The 19,731-nt window shown below is 73.2% G+C and carries 19 protein-coding genes and 1 pseudogene; 7 read left to right on the top strand and 13 right to left on the bottom strand.

Annotated features, from left to right (window positions below):
* Window positions 1–263, top strand: a pseudogene (locus ABZS80_RS26310) (hypothetical protein); the annotation flags it as partial.
* An 83-nt stretch (window positions 264–346) separates the two neighbouring features.
* Here ABZS80_RS26310 and ABZS80_RS26305 read toward each other — a convergent pair.
* The 4 genes from ABZS80_RS26305 to ABZS80_RS26290 all read right to left on the bottom strand — a co-directional run bounded on the left by ABZS80_RS26305 (window position 347) and on the right by ABZS80_RS26290 (window position 5,550).
* Window positions 347–1,807 carry an ATP-binding protein gene (locus tag ABZS80_RS26305; protein ID WP_355059901.1) on the bottom strand — a complete coding sequence of 487 codons (1,461 nt, stop codon included), beginning with the start codon at window positions 1,805–1,807 and terminating at the stop codon, window positions 347–349.
* A gap of 76 nt (window positions 1,808–1,883) precedes the next feature.
* Window positions 1,884–3,056, bottom strand: coding sequence for an alanine--tRNA ligase-related protein (locus tag ABZS80_RS26300; RefSeq protein ID WP_355059899.1), 1,173 nt, complete (start codon window positions 3,054–3,056; stop codon window positions 1,884–1,886).
* A gap of 243 nt (window positions 3,057–3,299) precedes the next feature.
* Complete coding sequence (locus ABZS80_RS26295) at window positions 3,300–4,442, bottom strand: acyl-CoA desaturase (protein ID WP_355059897.1); 1,143 nt, start codon at window positions 4,440–4,442, stop codon at window positions 3,300–3,302.
* 16 nt (window positions 4,443–4,458) lie between these two features.
* Window positions 4,459–5,550, bottom strand: coding sequence for a ferredoxin reductase (locus ABZS80_RS26290; protein WP_355059895.1), 1,092 nt, complete (start codon window positions 5,548–5,550; stop codon window positions 4,459–4,461).
* An 83-nt stretch (window positions 5,551–5,633) separates the two neighbouring features.
* On the opposite strand from ABZS80_RS26290, the gene ABZS80_RS26285 reads away from it, so the two are divergent.
* On the top strand, window positions 5,634–6,857 hold the full coding sequence (locus ABZS80_RS26285) for a helix-turn-helix domain-containing protein (protein WP_355059893.1): 1,224 nt from the start codon (window positions 5,634–5,636) through the stop codon (window positions 6,855–6,857).
* 36 nt (window positions 6,858–6,893) lie between these two features.
* On the opposite strand, the gene ABZS80_RS26280 is transcribed toward ABZS80_RS26285, so the two are convergent.
* The 5 genes from ABZS80_RS26280 to ABZS80_RS26260 form a co-directional block, all read right to left on the bottom strand.
* The gene (locus ABZS80_RS26280) at window positions 6,894–7,301 is read right to left on the bottom strand and encodes a hypothetical protein (protein ID WP_355059891.1); all 408 of its coding nucleotides are present in this window, start codon (window positions 7,299–7,301) and stop codon (window positions 6,894–6,896) included.
* Window positions 7,302–7,382: 81 nt separating this feature from the next.
* On the bottom strand, window positions 7,383–7,568 hold the full coding sequence (locus tag ABZS80_RS26275) for a ribonuclease (RefSeq protein WP_355059889.1): 186 nt from the start codon (window positions 7,566–7,568) through the stop codon (window positions 7,383–7,385).
* Between the two features lie 225 nt (window positions 7,569–7,793).
* Window positions 7,794–8,294: a hypothetical protein gene (locus tag ABZS80_RS26270; protein WP_355059888.1), complete on the bottom strand. Its 501-nt coding sequence runs from the start codon at window positions 8,292–8,294 to the stop codon at window positions 7,794–7,796.
* 119 nt (window positions 8,295–8,413) lie between these two features.
* The gene (locus ABZS80_RS26265; RefSeq protein ID WP_355059886.1) at window positions 8,414–9,133 is read right to left on the bottom strand and encodes a hypothetical protein; all 720 of its coding nucleotides are present in this window, start codon (window positions 9,131–9,133) and stop codon (window positions 8,414–8,416) included.
* A complete protein-coding gene (locus ABZS80_RS26260; RefSeq protein ID WP_255474565.1) occupies window positions 9,126–9,581 on the bottom strand; it encodes an RNA polymerase sigma factor in 456 nt (151 codons plus the stop codon). Before ABZS80_RS26260 ends, ABZS80_RS26265 begins: the two co-directional genes overlap by 8 nt.
* A gap of 200 nt (window positions 9,582–9,781) precedes the next feature.
* Here ABZS80_RS26260 and ABZS80_RS26255 point away from each other — a divergent pair, with 200 nt between their 5' ends.
* Window positions 9,782–11,032 (top strand): hypothetical protein, encoded by a 1,251-nt coding sequence (locus ABZS80_RS26255; RefSeq protein WP_355059883.1) that lies wholly within the window; start codon window positions 9,782–9,784, stop codon window positions 11,030–11,032.
* Window positions 11,033–11,048: 16 nt separating this feature from the next.
* Here the strand turns inward: ABZS80_RS26255 and ABZS80_RS26250 are convergent, their stop codons facing one another.
* Both ABZS80_RS26250 and ABZS80_RS26245 read right to left on the bottom strand, forming a co-directional pair.
* Window positions 11,049–11,672 carry a dihydrofolate reductase family protein gene (locus tag ABZS80_RS26250; RefSeq protein ID WP_355059881.1) on the bottom strand — a complete coding sequence of 208 codons (624 nt, stop codon included), beginning with the start codon at window positions 11,670–11,672 and terminating at the stop codon, window positions 11,049–11,051.
* A gap of 212 nt (window positions 11,673–11,884) precedes the next feature.
* On the bottom strand, window positions 11,885–13,408 hold the full coding sequence (locus tag ABZS80_RS26245) for a non-reducing end alpha-L-arabinofuranosidase family hydrolase (protein WP_355059880.1): 1,524 nt from the start codon (window positions 13,406–13,408) through the stop codon (window positions 11,885–11,887).
* A gap of 353 nt (window positions 13,409–13,761) precedes the next feature.
* Between ABZS80_RS26245 and ABZS80_RS26240 the strand changes: the two genes are divergently transcribed.
* Together ABZS80_RS26240 and ABZS80_RS26235 are read left to right on the top strand one after the other, a co-directional pair.
* Window positions 13,762–14,448, top strand: coding sequence for a HEAT repeat domain-containing protein (locus ABZS80_RS26240; RefSeq protein WP_355059878.1), 687 nt, complete (start codon window positions 13,762–13,764; stop codon window positions 14,446–14,448).
* Entirely contained in the window at window positions 14,442–15,479 is a 1,038-nt protein-coding gene (locus ABZS80_RS26235; RefSeq protein ID WP_355059877.1) for a HEAT repeat domain-containing protein, read from the top strand. Before ABZS80_RS26240 ends, ABZS80_RS26235 begins: the two co-directional genes overlap by 7 nt.
* Before the next feature lie 98 nt (window positions 15,480–15,577).
* Here the strand turns inward: ABZS80_RS26235 and ABZS80_RS26230 are convergent, their stop codons facing one another.
* Entirely contained in the window at window positions 15,578–17,194 is a 1,617-nt protein-coding gene (locus ABZS80_RS26230) for an MDR family MFS transporter (RefSeq protein ID WP_355059875.1), read from the bottom strand.
* An 81-nt stretch (window positions 17,195–17,275) separates the two neighbouring features.
* Window positions 17,276–17,686 (bottom strand): DUF6223 family protein, encoded by a 411-nt coding sequence (locus ABZS80_RS26225; RefSeq protein ID WP_355059873.1) that lies wholly within the window; start codon window positions 17,684–17,686, stop codon window positions 17,276–17,278.
* A gap of 218 nt (window positions 17,687–17,904) precedes the next feature.
* Between ABZS80_RS26225 and ABZS80_RS26220 the strand changes: the two genes are divergently transcribed.
* Both ABZS80_RS26220 and ABZS80_RS26215 read left to right on the top strand, forming a co-directional pair.
* Window positions 17,905–19,020 carry a histidine kinase gene (locus ABZS80_RS26220; protein ID WP_355059871.1) on the top strand — a complete coding sequence of 372 codons (1,116 nt, stop codon included), beginning with the start codon at window positions 17,905–17,907 and terminating at the stop codon, window positions 19,018–19,020.
* Complete coding sequence (locus ABZS80_RS26215; protein WP_355059869.1) at window positions 19,017–19,679, top strand: response regulator transcription factor; 663 nt, start codon at window positions 19,017–19,019, stop codon at window positions 19,677–19,679. The genes ABZS80_RS26220 and ABZS80_RS26215 overlap by 4 nt, the downstream gene beginning before the upstream one ends.
* Window positions 19,680–19,731 lie beyond the last annotated feature (52 nt).

Genomic DNA, 19,731 nt, shown 5'->3' with positions numbered 1-19,731 from the left:
GCGACTGGAACAACGACGGCAAGGACACCGTCGGCGTCTTCCGCCCCACAAACTCCACCTGGTACCTCACCAACGGCACCACCACCACGAACTACGAGTTCATCTACGGCCACGGCCCCTCGGGCGACATCGCCGTCCCCGGCGACTGGAACAACGACGGCAGCGACACCCCCGGTGTACGCCGGCCCGACAACAACACCGTCTACCTGCGCAACGCCAACAGCGCCGGCGCAGTCGACGCACAATTCATCTACGGCATCTGACCTCACCAGACACGGCGGCGGGGCCCGGACACACCGGGCCCCGCCGCCGTGGTCCGAGGTCGAAGTCGGCAGCCGTACCGTCGTCAGCCGCGGCGCAGCCCAGCGACGGTCTCTCGGAGGTCATCCTGACTGATCGGGGCGGGCGGCGCACCCTCCGTCGCCTCCCGGAGCGCCTTGGCGAGTTGCACCCGGCGCAGCACCTCCCGCAGGTCGGCCCCGGTGAGCCCGGGGGTGGCCGCGGCCAGCGCGACCGGGTCGACGTCGGCGGCGAACATCCGGAAGCCGGGCCGCTCGTGCCGGTCGATGAGCTCCCGGATCATCGTGGCGAGGATCTCCGCGCGGCCGGCCTCGTCGGGCGCCGGGATGGCGATCTTGAGGTCGAAACGGCCGGAGCGGGTCAGCGAGGCGTCCACCCGCTGCGGGAAGTTGGTGGTGGCCACCACGATGACGTCCGGGTTCTCCTCGAACAGGGTGTTCATCTCCTGCTTGAAGATGCCGGCCACCGCGTTCACCGCCTGGCTGGCCGCGTCGCCGCCGGAGCCCGCGTAGCTGATGATGCTGTCGAACTCGTCGAAGAGCATGACGGTGGGCCGCCGGTAGCGGCGCGCCTCCCGGAAGATCCGCTTGATGTTGCGCTCGGAGCCGCCGAGGAACTTGTCGAGGATCTCCGGGGTGCGGATCTCCACGAAGTCGGCGCCGATCTCGTTGGCCAGGGCCCGGGCCAGCATGGTCTTGCCGGTGCCCGGCGGGCCGTACAGCAGGATGCCCTGCGGCCGGCGCGCCCCCCAGCGGGCCATCGCCTGCGGGTGCCGGAACGACACGGCGACCTCGCGGAACCGGGCGACCACCTCGGCAAGGCCGCCGACCTGGTCGAGGGTCACCGCCGCGCTGCGCGGCACCGCCGCGGCCGCGCGGTGACCCACGGGGTACGACCGGCCGCGCAGCAGCGTCGGCTCCGGGGTGTCGCCGGCCAGCTCCCGGACGGCCTGGAGCACCACGCCGACCATGGCGGTCAGGTGCGTGGGCGTCACGTCGGCGCTGGGCACCTCGGCGCGTACCCGCACCGTCGGCCCATCGTGGCTGACCTGCGGACGCAGGCCGGCCTCCTCGGCGGCGCGCAGCACCGCCCGACCGGCCGGGTCGCGCGACGGCTCGGCGAGGGCCGCCCCGGCGGGCCGCAGCCCGAGCCGTCGGCCGGCCTCGGCGGCGACGCGGCCGACAGCGGCGGCCGGCCCGTCGCCGCCCCGCGCGGCGAGCCGCTGGGCGACCAGCAGCCCGACCGGCCCGGCCAGGCCGAGGGCGAGCAGGCCGGCGCCGGGCGGCGCGGCGTCCGCCCGCAGGTACGCCTCGAAGCGGTGCACCCCGCTCTCGGCGCGCACGGTGCAGCGCACCTCCCGCACCGGCGCGGGGAAGTCACCCCCGGCCAGCAGCTCCACCGGCCCGTCCTGCGCGGCGGCGAGCAGCGCCGTCGCGCCGGTGACGGTCACCCGGGCGCCGAGCAGCGTCACGGTCTCCGCGTCCGGCCGGACCTCGTACCCGGTCATGCGACCACATCCCTCGCTGCGGCGGTCTCCGCTGCCGAGTCTGGCACCGTGGCACCGCCCCGGCCACCGGCGCGGATCAGCCCGCCTCGGCGAGCAGGCCGTCGACCAGGTCCCGGGGCAGCCCGTGGGTGTCGTGCAGCCAGTGGTAGTCGCGCTCGGTGAGCGGCCCGCGCGCGCGTACCCGGTCGACCAGCGGCCGGCCCCGGTCCAGCAGGCCGCGGAACCGCCGCTCCTCCCCCAGCAGCAGCTCGCGCAGCGGGCCGGCCTGCGCGTCCTGCCGGAACCGGCGCAGCGTGTCGCCGTACGCGTCGAGCGGCAGCCCGGTCAGGCTCCGCGCCGGGTCGTCGCGCCACAGCACGGTGAGCGCACGCCGGACCAGCCGGCGCAGCACGTAGCCGCGGCCGGTGTTGCCGGGGCGTACCCCGTCGCCGAGCACGACCACCGCGGAGCGCAGGTGGTCGGCGACCACCCGCAGGTCCTGGCCGCGCAGGTCCCACCGGTCGCGGACCGCGCCCACCCACGGGCTCAGGCCCGCGCCCTCGAAGACCGACCGGCCGCCGCGCAGCACCATCTCCAGGCGTTCCAGGCCCATCCCGGTGTCGATGCTCGCCATCGGCAACGGCGTCAGCCGGCCGTCCGGGTGCCGGTGGTGGCGCATCTGGACGTGGTTCCACACCTCCATCCAGCGCTCGTCCGTGCCCGGGGTGCCGACCGGCGGGCCGTCCCCGGTCCACACGAAGATCTCGGAGTCGGGCCCGCACGGGCCGGTGGGGCCGTTGGACCACCAGTTCTCCGCGCCGTTGGTCTCGACCGGCACGCCCAGCCCGGTCCAGGTGGCGAGGGCGGTCTCGTCCGGGCCGACCTGGCCGTCGCCGCCGAAGACGGTGGCGTGCAACCGCGCCGGGTCGATGCCGAAGCCCTCGGTGAGCAGCTCGTGGCCCCAGCGCAGGCTGGTCGCGATGTCGTAGTCGCCGAGCGACCAGGAGCCGAGCATCTCGAAGACGGTCAGGTGGGTCCGGTCACCGACCTCGTCCAGGTCGGTGGTGCGCAGGCAGCGCTGCACGTTGACCAGCCGCCGGCCGCCGGGGTGCGGACGCCCCAGCAGGTACGGGGTCAGCGGGTGCATGCCGGAGGTGGTGAAGAGCACCGGGTCGCCGGGCGGCGGAACGAGCAAGCTCTCCGGCGCGTCCCGGTGGCCCCGGCGGTGGTAGTGGTCGACGAAGGTGCGGACGATCTGGTCGGGTGTCATGGCACGGGCCTTCCGGTGGGGACGACCGGACGGTCCGCCGCGCGGGCGGTGGCGTGACACGACGACGCCGGCGGACCGTTTCCGGTCGCCGGCGGGGATGGGGCAGGTCAGGCGGCGGCAACCGGCGAGCGGGAAGCTCGCGCGGTTGCGGCGGTGGTGCTGCGCCTGAGGTTCATGCCCATGACGCTAGCCGATCGGCGGGGGCGCCGCCCACCGGAATAGTTTCCGGTGGGCGGCGGCCGGTCAGGCCGTGCCGGAGGAGACCAGCGGGGCCGGGGCCACCGGCTGGCGGCGGTCGGCGCGCCGGCTGGGCAGCGACAGCCGGATCACCTTCCACCAGGCCGAGGCGACCTGCTTGGGCAGCGGGCCGGTGGTGTACTTCAGCCCGTACCGGTCGAACAGCGCCCGCACCTGCGGGGCGATCTCCTGGTAGCGGTTGCTCGGCAGGTCGGGGAAGAGGTGGTGCTCGATCTGGTACGACAGGTTGCCGGTCATGATGTGCAGCAGGCGGCTGCCGCTGATGTTGGCCGAGCCGAGCATCTGCCGCAGGTACCACTCGCCGCGGGTCTCGCCGTCGATGGAGGTCTTCTCGAAGGTCTCCACGCCGTTCGGGAAGTGCCCGCACATGATCACCGAGTGGCTCCACAGGTTGCGGATCAGGTTCGCGGTGAACGTGGCGGCGAGCGTGGACAGGAACGACGGGCCGGACAGCAGCGGGTGCAGCACGTAGTCCTTGAGCACCTGGCGGCGGATCTTGCGGCCGACCGCCCTGGCCCGGGCCCGGAACGCCGGGTCCTTGTGCCGGCCGTTCTTGAGGTTCTCCCCCAGCTCCAGGTCGTACGCGGCGATGCCGTACTCGAAGAAGCAGGCGTTCACGAAGTTGTAGAACGGCTGGCCCAGGTACGCCGGGTGCCACGGCTGGTCCTCGTCGACCCGCATGATGCCGTAGCCGAGGTCGTTGTCCTTGCCGAGCACGTTGGTGTAGCGGTGGTGCAGCTCGTTGTGCGAGTGCTTCCACTGCTCCGGCGGGGAGACGTGGTCCCAGTCCCAGGTGGTGGAGTGGATCTTCGGGTCGCGCATCCAGTCCCACTGCCCGTGCAGGACGTTGTGCCCGATCTCCATGTTGTCCAGGATCTTGGCCACCGCGAGGCCGGCCGTGCCGACGATCCAGGCGGGCGGGAACAGCGAGAACAGCAGCACCGCGCGGCTGCTCAGCTCCAGCGTTCGCTGGGTCTTGATCACCTTACGGATGTAGCGGGCGTCCCGCTCACCCCGGTCGGCGATCACCCGGTCCCGGATCGCGTCCAGCTCCTTGCCGATGATCTCGATGTCCTCGGCGCTGAGGTGGGCGATCGGGTTGTCCGCCTTCTTCTGGATCACGGTCACGTCGGATGGCCTCCTGTCAGAGTTCGATGTCGCAGGTACCGGCGGCCGCCGACACGCAGGTCTGCACGAGCACGCCGTCGCCGGGGACGGCGGTGGTGAGGTCGCCGTTGCGCAGGTCGCGCACCGCGCCCTCCCGCAGCGGGACGACACAGCCGAAGCAGATGCCCATCCGGCAGCCGGACGGCATCACCACCCCGGCCCGCTCGCCGGCATCGAGGATCGGGGTGGCCCCGTCGGCTTCGACGGTCACCCCGGCCCCGGTGAACGTCACGGTGCCGCCCTCCCCCGGCGAGATCACGGTGGGCCGGAACCGCTCGGTGTGCAGCCGGTCGGCGAGCCCCTGGGAGTCCCAGTACCCCTCGACGGCGTCGAGCATGCCGATCGGCCCGCAGGCCCAGGTCTGCCGGTCGAGATGGTCGGGCACCAGGTCGGCCAGCTCGTCGACGCCGAGCAGGCCGTCGGTGTCGGTGTGCCGCTCGACCAGCCGCAGCGCGCCGGCCTCGGCGAGCGCCCGCAGCTCCGGGCCGAAGATCACGTCGTCCCGGGTCGGCGCCGAGTGCACCAGCACCACGTCCGCCCGGTCGTGCAGCCCGGCGCGCAGCATCCCCATGACCGGGGTGATCCCGCTGCCGGCGGTGAGGAAGAGGACCCGTCCGGGGGTCGTCTCGGGCACGACGAAGTCACCCTGGGCCTGGTCGAGCTGGACGATCGTGCCGGGCCGGACCCGGCGGACCAGATGGTTGCTGACCTTGCCGTCCGGGATCGCCTTCACGGTGACGGAGATCAGGCCGTCCGCGGCGCCCGGCGGCGAGGTGACCGAGTACGCGCGCCACTGGCGCACCCCGTCGACGTCCACGCCGAGACGCACGTACTGTCCGGGCAGATGCCCCTGCCAGCTGCGGCCCGGCTGGATCACCACGGTCGCGGCATCCCGGGTCTCCGGACGGACGGCCACGATCCGGCCGCGCAGCGGGGCGCCGGCGCGCAGCGGCGCCACGAGGTCGAGGTAGTCGCCGGGCAGCAGCGGGGTGGTGACGGCGCCGGCCAGCCGCAGCAGTCTGTCCCGGAAGGTCACCTTCTGGGAGCGGCGGGGGGCAGTTGTGGTCATATCACCAGGGTGACTGCGTGATCGCATAACATCTTGACCGGCAAAGGTGAAAGAGCCGCAGGTTCTTGTTCGGGGAGAACAACATGTCGGACGACTACGCGAGCCATCGCGCGGCCCATCTGGAACTCGACGAGCGGGTGTCGGCCCGGCTCCGTGACCGGCTTCCCGTCGTCGCCGAGCGCACCGTCAGCGCGATCACCGCCGAGGTCCCCGACTACTCCGGCGCGCTCACCGGCACGATGCGGGCGAAGATCGAGAACGCGGTACGCATCGCGCTGGGCACCTTCCTCCAGCTGATCGAGGGGGCGCAGCTGGCCGATCCGAGCACCCCGCTGGCCCCGGCCCTGGAGGCCGCGTACGCGCTGGGCAGCGGCGAGGCCCGCTCGGGGCGCAGCATGGACGCGCTGCTGGCCGCGTACCGGGTGGGAGCGCGGGTGGCCTGGCGGGAGGTCTCCGCCACCACGGTACGCAGCGGGCTGTCCGCCGAGACGGTGGCTGAATTCGCCGAGCTGATGTTCGCGTACATCGACGAGTTGTCCGCGGCCAGCGTGGCCGGGCACGGCGACGAGCGGGCCAGCGCCGGCCGGGCGCGCCGCCGCAACATGGAACGGCTCACGCGGCAACTGCTCGCCGGGGACCCCGAGGAGATCCTGCGGCGCAGCGCCGAACGGGCCGACTGGCCGCTGCCGCAGACCCTCACCGTCGTCCTCCTGCCCCGCCGCAACCTGCGCGCGGTGCTCGCCCTGCTCGGCCCGCACACCCTGGAGAGCGGCGAGGACCTGCCCGGCATGGACCCCGCCGAGGAACTCGCCGTGCTGCTGGTGCCGGACACCCACGGCGCCCGGCGGCGCCAGCTCACCCGCCTGCTGCACGGGCACCGCGCGGTGCTCGGACCCGCCCGGCCGTGGCACCGGGTCGCCGCCTCCTACCAGCGGGCCACCCGGGCGCTCGCCCTCGGCCTCGGCGAACCGGACGCCGGGCCGGTCGACACCGAGCACCACCTGGCCGAACTGCTGCTCAGCATGGACCCGGAGGCCCTGGCCGACCTGCGCGCCCAGGCCCTCGCGCCCCTCGCCGACCTGCCCCCGGCCACCGCGCACCGGCTCGCCGAGACGCTGCGCTCCTGGCTGCTGCACCAGGGCCGCCGCGACGACGTGGCGGCCGACCTGTTCGTGCACCCGCAGACCGTCCGCTACCGGATGGGCAAGCTCCGCGAGCTGTACGGCGAGCGGCTCCACGAACCGGCCACGGTGCTCGCCCTCACCATCGCCCTGGCCGTCCCACCCACCCCGCCCAAGACGGAATGAACAGCCGGGGCGCGGTCCGCGGCGCCGCTCGGAGGGTCAGCGGGTCCCGGCGACCGCGCGCCGCGGTTCGCCCAGGAACGCGTAGGCGGCCAGCGCGCCGGCGAGGACGGCGTCCACCGCGATGACGAAGCCCCGGTCCATTCCGGTCGGGGCGAGCACGTACCCGGTCGCCAGGGCGACCACGGCGATCAGCAGCAGGATCCCCCGGACCGCCTGCCGCGCGGCCGGACGCGTCGCGGGCAGGATCCCGGTGACCGCCAGGACCGCCCGGACGGCGCCGGCGAGCCCGACGATCAGTGCGGGCACGGCCAGGCCGGCCACCTCCCGGTCCAGCCCGGTCAGTCCCGACCAGGCGAGCAGCCCGAAGATCACCACGGCGAGGACGTGCAGAGGCGTGTCGCGGAGGTGCTGGCGCCGTACCGCTGGTTCGCTGTCCCGCGTCATGGCTGTCCTCCGCCCGGATGCCGGCATCGTGGACACCCATCGTCGCACTGCTCAGCGATGGGCTCCAGCAGCCGACCGGGCCTACTCCTCCGGGACGCCCGGACCGACCTCGCCACGCCTCAGGTGCTCGGCGTTGCGGTCGGCTTCGCTGTCCGCGTTCGCGGCGCCGGCGCCCGCGTCCGTGGTGCGGCGCCCCTCGGCGTCCTGATACACCGCGCCGGTCTCGAGCGCGTCCTCCTGCTGCCGACTCTGCTCAGGTGTGGTCATCACCACCGACTACCCTGCGACCGCCCCGGATATGCGCGAGTCCCCGGTCAAGGGAAAGGCTCGACTGGTCGGCGCCGTGGTCCTCGCCGGTCCGGCGGCGAAGCCTGCGTCGGTGAGCGCGCCCCACTCGGGCCGGCCGGATGCCACGGCGGTCCTGGCGCGTGCCGTCGGGAACCCGCCGAGGTGGGTGGGCTCGCGGGTCTGCGTCAGGAAGCACGCCCGACGTCAGGCAGGGACGTAGACAAGGTCCATGGTGTCGGTGCGCCCGGACCAGCGGAGGTCGAGGTGCCAGCAGCCGGCCTGCGGCAGGTCGATGATCGACGGGCCGGGCCCGCCGGCGACCTCGCGGGTCGCCCGGGTCGCGGTGCCGTCCAGGGTCGCGGTGATGACGAGGCTCGCCGGCGCGCCGGTGTCGGGCGACGGCGTGGCCGCCGGCCGGGCGACCCAGAGAATCTTGTTGCTGGGCCCCTCCGTCCGGCCGACGGCCAGCGGATGGCCGAACAGCACGGCGACGATGTCGCCCTTCGCGCCGAGCACATGCGCGATCCGCGTGTCCCCGCTGAAGCCGGCGTCCGCCCAGTCGGGCAGCCTGCCCGTATCGACCCGGGCCGCGCAGCCGGTCGTCGCATCCGCCGCCGGCGTGGCCGGCGTGGCCGACCGGCCGGCGGTGGTGCAGCCCGCCAGCAGGACCACCGACCCCAGCAGGACCCTGCCCCATGAACGCATCTCGCACCTCCGGACCGGTTCGGTGCCGGCCGGCGGCACCCGTCGTCCTGATGACACCGATCGCGCCGCGCAGGTTCCTCCCGTAGCGGATGACGGTGGTCGCGCGGCCCGGCCCACGCCTAGTCCAGGGACGAGGCGACGCCGATCGCGTCGTCCCGCGTGAGGTCGCCTTCCAGCCGGTAGCTGACTCCGGCGTCCTCCCAGATCAACGTGGCCGCGGCGAGCCGTGCGGTCTCCACCCGCACCGTGCCGGTGCGATCGACGTAGGCCAGCTCGTGCGGCCCGCCGATCCAGACGGCGAAGTCGCCGCGGACCTGGACCCATTCCACGCCCGGCCCGCCGAGCTGCTTGTGGAAGACCGGGTCGAGGCCACCGTCGAAAGCGTCGAGGCGCAGCGCGCCACCCCGGTAGAGCAGCGTCACCACCCGGTACGCCCCGGTGCCGTCCGGGTCGGCGACCAGCACCTGTTCCGGCTCGCCCAGCTCGGCGGGTACGCGGATCGGGAAGCGCACCTGCCGCTGCGCCTCGACGAGGGAGGCGGGCCGCTGCGCCGGCAGCGGAGACGGCACCCCGGTGGGCGGCACCGGCGCCGAGGTGGTGTCGATGACGATCCCCGAGAAGCGCAGCAGTCCCGCCACGGCGTCGGCGATGGCGGCCCGCCCCGGTGGCAGCAGGGCGACGAGCAACGCGGCCAGCGCCGCGGCGAGCCAGTAGCGCCAGCGGCGCGGACGGCGTGCGGGCGTGGCCAGGCGGGCCCGCACCGGGGCGGTCACGTCGGGGACCTCGGGTGTCTCCAGCCAGGTGGCGAGGTCCCGCAGCTCGCGCTCGAGGTCATCCACGGGCCACCTCCTCGCGGTCGAGCAGGTTGCGCAGCTTCGCCAGGGCCCGGTACGTCCGTGACTTCACCGTGCCCCTGGGCCAGCCGAGCGTCGTCACGGTCTCCTCCTCGGTCAGGTCGAGAAGGAACCGGCACACGATCACCTCGCGGTCCTTGACCGGCAGCCGGCGCAGCGCCGCCACCAGCGCGGCCCGACGCTCCGCGGCGAGGACCCCGCCGACCGCGGCGTCCTCGCCGACCTCCGCCCCGGGGTTCGCGGCCGTGGCGCGGAGGACCAGCCCGTCCCGCCGGCTGCGGGACCGGTGCAGGTTGCGGGTCTCGTTGGCGACGATCGCGAGCAGCCAGGATCGGAAGGACGACTCACCGCGGTAGCGGGACAGGTTGCGGAACCCCTTCACGAACGCCTCCTGGATGACGTCCTCCGCGTCCGATCCGGCGCCGAGCAGCACCGCCGTCCGGTACGCGGACGCGGTGTGCCGGGCGACCAGGAGCTCGTAACCCTCCAGGTCACCGGCGCGGGCGCGGCGGACAAGCTCGTCGTCGTCCAGTGGAGACCTCCCCTTCGACCACCCTCATGACACCGGCCGCGCGCCGCCGGTTCCACCTTCGCGGCACGGAACTTCGACGCCTCTGAGGGTGTCACCCGGGTATGACCGTCACCATCTCGCGCCGCGGCATCCTGACCCTGCTCGCCGGTGCCGGTGCCGCCGCACTGGCCGGCTGCGAGCCGACCCGGGCCCCGGCCTCCGCCCGGGCCGACGCCATTCCCGACCCGCTGCTCGTCCACGTCGACGACGGGCAGGCTCTCCTGCGCGGGACCGACCGCCGGACGATCCCCCGCGCCGTCGCCAGCGCCGACGGCGCGTGGATCTTCGCGACCGCCCTCGACGGCCCCGACACCACCTGCTGGCGGATCGATGCCACGACCAGCCGCGCCTCGGCGAGGACGCTGCTACCCGGGCGCTGGGTACCGCAGGCGGTCTCGGCCGACGGTACGGGGGTGGCGCTCACCAGGACCGGAGCGACGGTGGACGGCGGCCGGCCGCCAGGGCGGGAGGTGACCGAGGTGCTGGTCGCCGACGTCAACGGGATACGCCACCGGCTGGACCTGCGGGGCAACCACGTCCCGGAGGCGTTCACCGCCGACCGCAGCGGGCTGTTCGTCCTCGAATGGCTCCCGGCGACCGCGCCGGACCGCTACCGGGTGCGGGTCGTCGACCTCGCCACCGGTGAGCCCGGCCCGCTGTCCACCCGCGACAAGTCGCCGGTTCCGCCCGGCGCCGAGGAGGAGATGCGCGGCGACGGGCGCCAGGCGGTGCTCGCCCCGGACCGCACCGTCCTCTACACCCTCTACACCCACCAGCCCGGCCACCAGCACACCCGGGACCTGGTCAGCGGCCGGCCCGGCAACGCGCACGCGTTCGTCCACACGTTGAACCTGGCGGAACGGTGGGCGTACTGCGTGGACCTGCCGCACCCGTTCGGCGAGGCGTCCGCCGCCGGCCACGCCATGGCGATCAGCCCCGACGGAGGCCGGCTCCTCGTCGCCGACGTCGCGTCGGGCGCCGTCGCGGACATCTCCACCGAGGAACTGACCGTGCGCCGCACGGCCCCTCAGGCCCGCGGCACGGGCGCCGCGCACGCCGCCGCCGGCACCGACCGTCTCTTCCTCGCCGCCGGCACGACGGTCCGGGCCCTGGATCTCACCAGCCTGACCGGCACGGCGGACTGGCCGGTACCCGAGCCGGTCGCCGGCCTCGCGCTCAGCCGTGACGGCAGCCGCCTCTACGTGGGCCAGCGGGACGCGGTGAGCTGGCACGACGCTGCCACGGGCCGGGAACTCGGCCGCGTCCCGGTCCCCGGTCTCGTCAGCGTACGCGGGCTGGCCGGCAGCGCCTGAACGCGCCGCCGCCCCGTCACCGCACGACGGCGTACCGCACGTGAACGGCGTACGGCGACTGGTGGACCGAGAGGATCGTGAGATCGACATCCCGGTGGAAGCCCTCGAAGAGCCGCTTCCCTCGGCCCAGGACGACCGGAGCGGTGGTGATGCCGAGTTCGTCGACGACCCCCGCCGCGAGCGCCTGCCGGATGACGTCCGCCCCGCCGCCGATGGCGACGCCGCCGTCGCCGGCCGAACGGCGGGCCGCCGCCAGCGCCTCGTCGAAGCCGTCGACCATCAGGAAACCGGTGCTCGGGTCCGGCTGGTCGGCGGTGCGGTGGGTCAGCACGACCAGGGTTCCCTGGAAGGGGTTCCGGCCGCCCCAGCCGCCCGCGCTGTCGTACATGCCCCGGCCGCACAGGCCGGCGCTCGTTCCCTCCATCAGCGCGTCGAAGTACGCGCGGTCGGCGTCGGTCATGCCGGCGCCGGGTTCACGCTCCGTCTCGTAGGTCCACGGGCCGCCCATCACCCAGTAGTGGAGCCGCTCGCCGCCGATGCCGAGCCCCTGGCCCGCGTGATCGTCGGGACCGGTGACGTAGCCGTCGAGGGACACGGTGATGGCGGCCTTCACCGGGCCTCGCTCTGGGGTGCTGCTCATGCTTCCTCCCGTGACGGGCGGCGGGACATCGGACCCGGCGGTTGCGGCGGGTTTCCCGCCGTCGTCACGGTAGCCGCTGCACCAGGAGGACCGGTGGTCTCCAGGGGCGCGGCCGGGAGGACGGCGCCCGGCTCACCGGCCTCGCCCGGCGGCTGACACGCGCACCACGTCCCGGGCGGGCTCGGCCGTGCGCCGAGCCCGCCCGTACGCCGCTAGCGCTGCAGCGTCAGCACACCCGGCCGGTACGGCAGGAGGCCGTAGTCGCCGCCGGAGTTCGGGGCGCGTCCCTGGTAGAGCAGCTGGATGTTGCAGGGATCGATGGTCATGGTCTGGTCGGGGTTGTTGCGCACCAGGTCGCCGTGGCTGATGTCGTTCGTCCAGGTGGCGCCGCTGTTGGCCTTTCCGGCGAAGGGGTTGCTCTCGCTGGCGGCCTGCGGCGTCCAGGAACCGCCCAGGCTGCTGGCGGTGAACGAGCGGAAGTAGCGGCCCTGCGAGCCGATCGCCTCGACCAGCATGAGGTACTGGTTCTGGCCCTGGACCTTGTAGACCTGGACCCCTTCGAAGAGGTTGTTGGTCGAGTCGCTCATGATCACCGTCGAGGACGTACCGAAGCTGCCCGGGAAGTTGCCGATGGGCATGCTGGCGCGGTAGATCTTGCCGTTGTCCCCGGCGAAGAACAGGTACATGTTCGTGCTGTCACCGATGAGCGTCTGGTCGATGGGTCCCGTACCGGAGCCCGAGATGCTTCCGGAGAAGAGCGTCTGCGGCGACGACCATCCGTTCACGTTGGTGGGGTCACTGGACGTCCGGTAGGAGAACGCGGGCCCGCCCCACTGGTAGGCGAGCACCCAGATGTTCTTCGGGGCGAAGTAGAACAGGGTCGGCGCGACCGCGGCGAAGGGCATGGCGTTCTGGCCGGCCGAGGCCATGTCGGACCAGTTCGTGAAGGGGCTGAAGTTCATCGAGCCCCACGCCGTTCCGGTGTCGTGCGTGGTGGCGTAGACGAGGTGCCGGCCGTTGTGCACGACGGTGGTGAAGTCCTTGAGCGAGACCCACCCGGACCTCGGGTTCGCCAGCGCACCCGTCGACGACCAGCGGTACGTCGACGGAAGGGTGCACGAGCCGTTCGGTGGCGGCGTGGTGGGGTTGCTCCCGCCGTCGACCCGGACGAGCTGCCACTGCTGGTTGGAGCCGTTCCAGTCGTCGTACTGCACGATGCTTCCGCCGTCGGCGGTGGAGGCGCCCTGCACCTCCACCGCCTTGTTGCTGTTCCGGTTGATCAACCGGACGTGACCGCTGTCCGAGTCGGCCAGCCGGAACTGCTGGTTGGCCTGATTGACGTCGGTCCACTGCACGATGTTGGCGCCGTTGGCGGTCGACCAGTTGTAGACGTCCAGCACCTTGCCGGACAGCCGCGACCGCAACCGGTAGTAGCCGCCGCCCGAGTCCACGAACTGCCACTGCTGCTGGTTGCCGTTGTTCCGCGACCACTGCACGATCCGCGCGCCGTCGTTCGTGGCCAGGTTGTACACGTCCAGGGCCTTGCCGCTGTTGCGGTTGATCAACACGTACCACGCGCTCGTGTCGACCGTCGCCGCGGCGGCCGGCGTCGACACCGCCACCGCGGCAGCGCCCGCGACCACCAGCGCGGTCACGGCGGCGGCGACGACCCGCGGCACCCACCTCCGCCGCCGGGAGGGCGATGCGATCGGTGAATATCTATCGATGGCAGACATGATCCTCCTTCAAAGACCAAGAGCCGAACGGTCCACCTGAGATTGGGGCGCACCGTGACGCATGGCCGGACCTCTGCGCCAGCGATGTTAGCGCTAACAGCACAGACGCACGCTCTGGCCAATGCCTGATCGAAGGTCTCGACGAACTGGGCTCGCCCGGTAAGCCACGGGGGTCCGCCGTCCTCGTCCATCGACTGTGAGCGATAACATGCCGTTCGTCAAGTGGTGCTGCTTCGCATCTCCCGGTGTCGACGTGCGGGTGTCCCGGACGTGGCGGTCACGCCGAGGTCCGCGGCCTCGTGCCCGCAGACTTGACATTCTCACTGTGACAAGGCCTTGACTGGCGGTCGGAGGTGATCCCCATCGACTCGGCACACCGGAACCTGGAAGCAGGGCGACTGCGTGACGCGCTGGCCGCGGGCAACTCGTCGACGCGGCTGAAGGCGGCTCTGGCAATCGGTACGCATCCCGAGCCCGGTCTGGTCGACGCGCTGGTGGCACGGTGCGCGATCGAGCCGGACTTCTTCGTGCGCGACATGCTCACCTGGGCGCTGACCCGCCTTCCGCCGGACATCACTGTGCCGAAGCTGCGCGCGGAGCTCGGCTCCGCCCGCGCACAGGCCCGTAGTCAGGCGTTGCACACCCTGTCCAAGATCGGGGACCGGAACGCGTGGCCCGCGATCACCCCGTCGCTGCTGCGCGACGCCGACGACGAGGTCGCGCGGGCCGCCTGGCGCGCCGCCGTCGTCCTCGTGCCGGACCGGGAGAAGGAGGCGCTGGCCGCCGAGCTGGCGATGCAGTTCGGCCGCGGCGACCGTACGGTGCGGTTGAGCCTGAGCCGTGCCCTCGTCGCGCTCGGCGACGTGGCCGAGCCGATCCTACGAACGGCGATGACCCACCACGACCCGACGGTGCGCGCGCACGCGAGTGCCACCGAGCGGCTCCTGCGCGACCCGGAGTCCGGGTTCGACCTGGCCGTCGACGAAGCGATACGGGTCGTCGCGCTCGGTCCGGAGCGCGAGGAGACGTCTGCGTGCTGATCGGTGAGGTGGCGCGCCGCTCGGGGGTGAGCGCCCGGATGCTGCGGCACTACGACTCCATCGGGCTGGTACGCCCGACGGGCCGCACCGTGGGCGGCTACCGGGAGTACACCCCCGACGACATCCGGCGGATCTTCTACGTGGAGGGTCTGCGATCCCTGGGCCTGTCGCTGCGTCAGGTCGCGCGCACGCTCGACGATCCCGGATTCACCCCGTCGGCGCTGGTCGGCGACCTCATCCGACAGACCGAAGAGCGGCTGAACCGGGAGCACGAGCTGCTCGAGCGGCTCCGTGCGGTCGATGCGGCCGGGCCGGCCGGCTGGCAGGGCGCCGCGCGCGTCGTCGAGCTGCTGCACGGACTTGGTTCGCGCAGTGCCGCCCGGCGACAGCAGGCCGTCCTGGCCCCGACCGAGCACGCGTCGGTCCCCGCGGAGCTGTTGGCCGAGGCGGTCCTCAACGAATCCGATCCGAACGTCGCCGGGGCCCTGCGGTGGGCCCTCGCGCGGGCGGGCGGTGACGGTGTGGCGAGTCTGGCAGCCGGCACGGCCTCGAAGGACGTCGATGTCCGGCGGCGCGCGGTCCGGGCGCTCGCCGAGCTACCCGACGACGAGGCGACGGCCCTGCTCAGGGACGCCCTCGAGGACACCGACCCGGCGGTCCGCGGACATGCCGCTCTCGCGCTGGGCGCCCGGGGCGTGACCCGGGCCGTGCCGACACTCCTCGGCATGGTGGTCGACGGCCCGAACGATGTCGAGGCGGCCGAGCTGTTGGGGGCGCTGGCCCGGGACCCGACGTGGGCCGACCGGATCATGCGGACGCTGGTCGAAGAACTCCGCGCACCCACCGCGGACACCGCGGTGCGGATGCGACTGACCCAGGCACTGGCCGAGATGCCGGGGACCATCGCGCTGGACCTGCTACGCCAACTGGCCCACGACGATGACCGGCCGGTGGCCCTCACCGCCCGGGCCCTCATGACGGTGCGCGACGAACGGCCGGACGGGGAAACCCGCGACGCCGCACCTCCCTAGCACCTCCGCCGATCGTCATCCGGCCACGTCCACGGCACCCCGTCGAGCCGGTTCCGGCCGTGCGCGAGGGCCCGCACGCCCTTCGTGGCGGTCGGCACCTACTCGAAGGTGAGGTGGTCGCTGCGGCGCGGCATCAGCGACAACGCGCCGAGCCCGAGGACCGCCAGCACGGCCAGCGCCACGAAGACGTGGTGTGTCGCGTGGTACAGCGACGCGCGGACGTAGTCGGCCACGGCCGGGTCGGCGGACTGGCTGTGCCCGCCCAGCACGAGGCTTGTGGCGTCCACGTGCTCGGGAAGCCGAGCGCCGATCTCCGCCGGCGGCTGCGCGAAACGGTCGGCAAGGGTGGCGTTGGCGATCGCCCCGAAGACGGCGGCGCCGACGGCGCTGCCCAGTGACCGGCTGAACATGTTGGCGCCGGTGACCACGCCGCGGCGCTCCCAGCCGACCACGGACTGCACGGCCACCAGGGTCGGGCTGGCGGTCAGCCCGAGCCCGACACCGAGCACGAAGGCCGCCGCGGCGGCCGCCGACACCGTCGAATCCGGCCCGAGCAGCGTGGTCAGCGCGGCGCCGCCGATCACGAAAACACCGCCGATGAGGGCCGTGTCGCGGAAGCCGATCCGCAGGTAGATCCGCCCGGCGAGGCTGGCCGCCAGCGGCCAGCCGACCGACAACGCCGCGAGAGCGAACCCCGCCACCAACGCGCTGGTGCCGAGCACACCCTGGGCGTACGTGGGCAGGTACGAACTCAGGCCGATGGTGAGTGCCCCGACGCACAGCGCGGTGAGGCTGCCCCCGGCGAGCACACGGCGGCCGAACACCCACAGCGGCAGCACCGGCTCGGTGGCGCGACGCTCCACGCCGACGAACGCGGCGAGCGCGACGACGCCGGTCACGAGGATCGCCACGCTCGGGATGGACGCCCACGGCCAGGCCACGCCACCTTGGAGCAGACCGAGGATGACGAGCCCGAATCCGACGGTGAGCAGGGCCGCGCCCGCGTAGTCCACCCGGTGCCGGTTGCGGGTGATCCGTTCGGTGAAGTGGCGGGCGAGCGTCCACGCCGCCACCGCGCCGAGCGGCAGGTTGAGGTAGAAGATCCACCGCCACGACAGGTACTCGGAGAAGACACCACCGAGTGTGGGGCCGAGCACCGCGGAGACGCCCCAGACGCTGGCGAGGTAGCCCTGCACCCGCGCCCGCTCCGCCACCGTGTAGAGGTCGCCGACGATCGTCATGCTCATGGGTTGCACCGCGCCCGCCCCGATGCCCTGGACGGCGCGCGCGACGATCAGCGCGGGCATGCTCCACGCGACGCCGCACAGGATCGAGCCGAGCAGGAAGAGCGCGATGCCGAAGAACATCACGGGCCGGCGTCCCAGCGAGTCGGCGAACTTGCCGTAGATCGGCACCGTGACCGCCTGGGTGAGCAGGTAGATCGAGAACAGCCACGGAAACTGCGAGAAGCCACCGAGATCACGCACGATCGACGGCACCGCGGTGGCGATGATCGTGGAGTCCAGCGCGACCAGGCCCGTGCTGAGCATGACCGCGGCGAGCACCGGGCCACGATCGGAACGAAAGCCGACGCCCTTCACGGTCGGGTCACTGTCCGCCGGCCCCGGACCGCTGCCGGCCGCAGGTGTCGCCACCACGCGCGCTCTCCTTTGCTGGGCAGGTGGACCGCTGAGGTCAACTTCTCGTAGGCCCAACGATTCCCCGATCGTGCCCGCCGCCAGTGAGACCTACGCCACTCGACCGCCGTCGCAGAGGTGGGCCCGCAGCGCCTGGGGTCAGACGGTGCGGCGGGAGCGGGCCAGAGCGAGCCAGCCGAGGACTGCGGCGACCAGGCCGATCGCCAGGGCCGCGAAGCCACCGACGATGCCGTAGCCGGTGCCGGGACCGCCCTCGGCGGCGGCCACCACCAGCCCGCCGGTGACCATGCCGGTCAGCCCGGCCACCAGGGCCACCAGGCCTCCGCGCCTGCCGTTGCCGGTCCGACCGGCCGAGCGGGCCAGAGCCACGCCACCGACGACCACGCCGGCCAGCGCCACCAGCACGGCTGCGGTGCCCACGAGCCGTCCGGTGGTCAGGGTGGAGGAATCGACGGCCGACCGGGCCGAGACGTACGCGGCCGCTGGTGTGGCGAGCCCGAACCCCCGGGGCAGGGCGACAGCGGCGGCGACCAGGTGACGGGTGGACATGAGGTGCTCCTTCTCCTTCGACGACCGGACGGATCCGATCCTGTCCGCCGGCCCCACCACCTGTCGTCCTGCCGGCGCGGACACTTCACGCTGCCGCGGGCGGCGTATCCGGCTGCCGCGGATGTCGCAGAACGCGGCACGGTACCGCGCCCGCGGTACCCGGCCGATCGTCCGCGCGCAGGAGTCGCCCGAGGCGGACCGCCGGTTAGGGTGCGCGCATGGGCAGGGGACGGATCAGTGTCAGCGACGGGGCCGTCGCCGTCGGCGTGGCGGCGATCCTGCTGGTCACCGGGCTCTCCGGGCAGCACTCCGCCACGAGCCTCGACCTGCCCGGCTACACGCTGCTGGCGGCCGGCGGCCTGGCACTGGCCGCGCGCCGCCGCGCCCCGGTTGCCGTTCTGGCCGTCACCGGGCTGTGCGCGGTGGGTCACCAGGCGGCCGGTTTCGACGTGCCGGCCGTCGCGTACCTGTTCGCGGTGTACGGCGCCGTACGGGCGGGACACCGTACCGTCACGGTGGCGGCGAGCGTGATCATGCTGGCCGCCCTCCCCCTCGCGGCGATGGCCTCGGGCCTGCACGACACGGGCGAGGCGTTCGCGCGGGCCCGGGGCGCCCTCGAGCTGGCCTGGCTGATCGCCGCCGGAGCGGCGGGTGAAGCGCTGCGACAGGCCGAGCGGCGGGCGGACGAGGCCGAGCGCACGCGTGAGGAGACCGCGCGGCGCCGCGCCGACGAGGAGCGGCTGCACATCGCTCGGGAGCTGCATGATTCGCTCACCCACCAGATCTCCGTCATCAAGGTGCAGGCCGAGGTCGCCGTCCACCTGGCCGAGAAGCGGGGCGAACAGGCGCCGGAGGCCCTGCTGGCGATCCGGGAGGCCGGTCGTGAGGCGGCCCGGGAACTGCGCGCGACCCTGGAGGCGCTGCGCGACGACGACAGGAACCCGCCGCGTGGGCTCGACCAGGTTCCGGAACTGGTGCAACGGGCCCGGACGACCGGCCTGGACGCGAAGCTGACGATCGAGGGACGCCGGAGCGACGTGCCGGCCGCCGTGGACCGGACCGCGTACCGGATCGTCCAGGAGTCGCTGACCAACGTCGCCCGGCACGCCGCCGCCGCCAACGCCTGGGTCCGGATCGACTACCGGCCCGACGCCCTGCTCATCCGGGTCGAGGACGACGGAAGGACCACGCCGGACACCGCGCCGGCGCCCGGCGTGGGGCTGCTCGGGATGCGCGAACGGGTCGCCGCCCTCGGCGGTCACCTGTCGGCGGCGCCGCGCCGCGAGGGCGGCTTCACCGTCCAGGCCGAGCTTCCCGTGGGTCAGCTCTCGTGATCCGTGTCCTGCTGGTCGACGACCAGCCGCTCATCCGCAGCGGATTCCGCGCGCTCCTCGACATCGAGGACGACATCGAGGTGGTGGCCGAGGCCGCCGACGGCAGGGCGGCCGTGGAGCTGGCCAGGGAGCACCTGCCCGACATCGCGCTCGTCGACATCCAGATGCCGGTCGTCGACGGCATCGAGGCGACCCGGCGCATCGCCGCGGACCCGGCCCTGGCCGGGGTGCACGTCGTCATCCTGACCAACTACGGACTGGACGAGTATGTCTTCCACGCGCTGCGCGCCGGCGCGGCCGGATTCCTCGTCAAGGACATCCAGCCGGAGGACTTCCTGCACGCCGTGCGCGTCGCCGCCCGCGGCGACGCCCTCCTGGCGCCGTCGATCACCCGCAAACTGATCAACCGGTACGTCACCCAACCGCTCCGCACCGGCACCGAGGCGGAGCTGGAAGAGCTGACCAACCGCGAACGCGAGGCCGTCGCCCTGCTCGCGCGCGGCCTGTCCAACGACCAGATCGCCGACTGCATGGTGATCAGCCCGATGACCGCGAAGACCCACATCAACCGAGCCATGACCAAGCTCCACGCCCGCGACCGCGCCCAACTCGTGGTCCTCGCCTACGAATCGGGCCTGGTGGCCCCGGGTGGCTCCTGACGTCCGGCCAGAGGCCGGCCACATCGTCACCTCGACAGGCCCCTCGGCGAGC

It is taken from the genome of Micromonospora sp. NPDC005305 (assembly GCF_040607315.1).
Classification (GTDB): domain Bacteria; phylum Actinomycetota; class Actinomycetes; order Mycobacteriales; family Micromonosporaceae; genus Micromonospora.
This window is presented reverse-complemented; position numbering and strand designations above follow the sequence as displayed.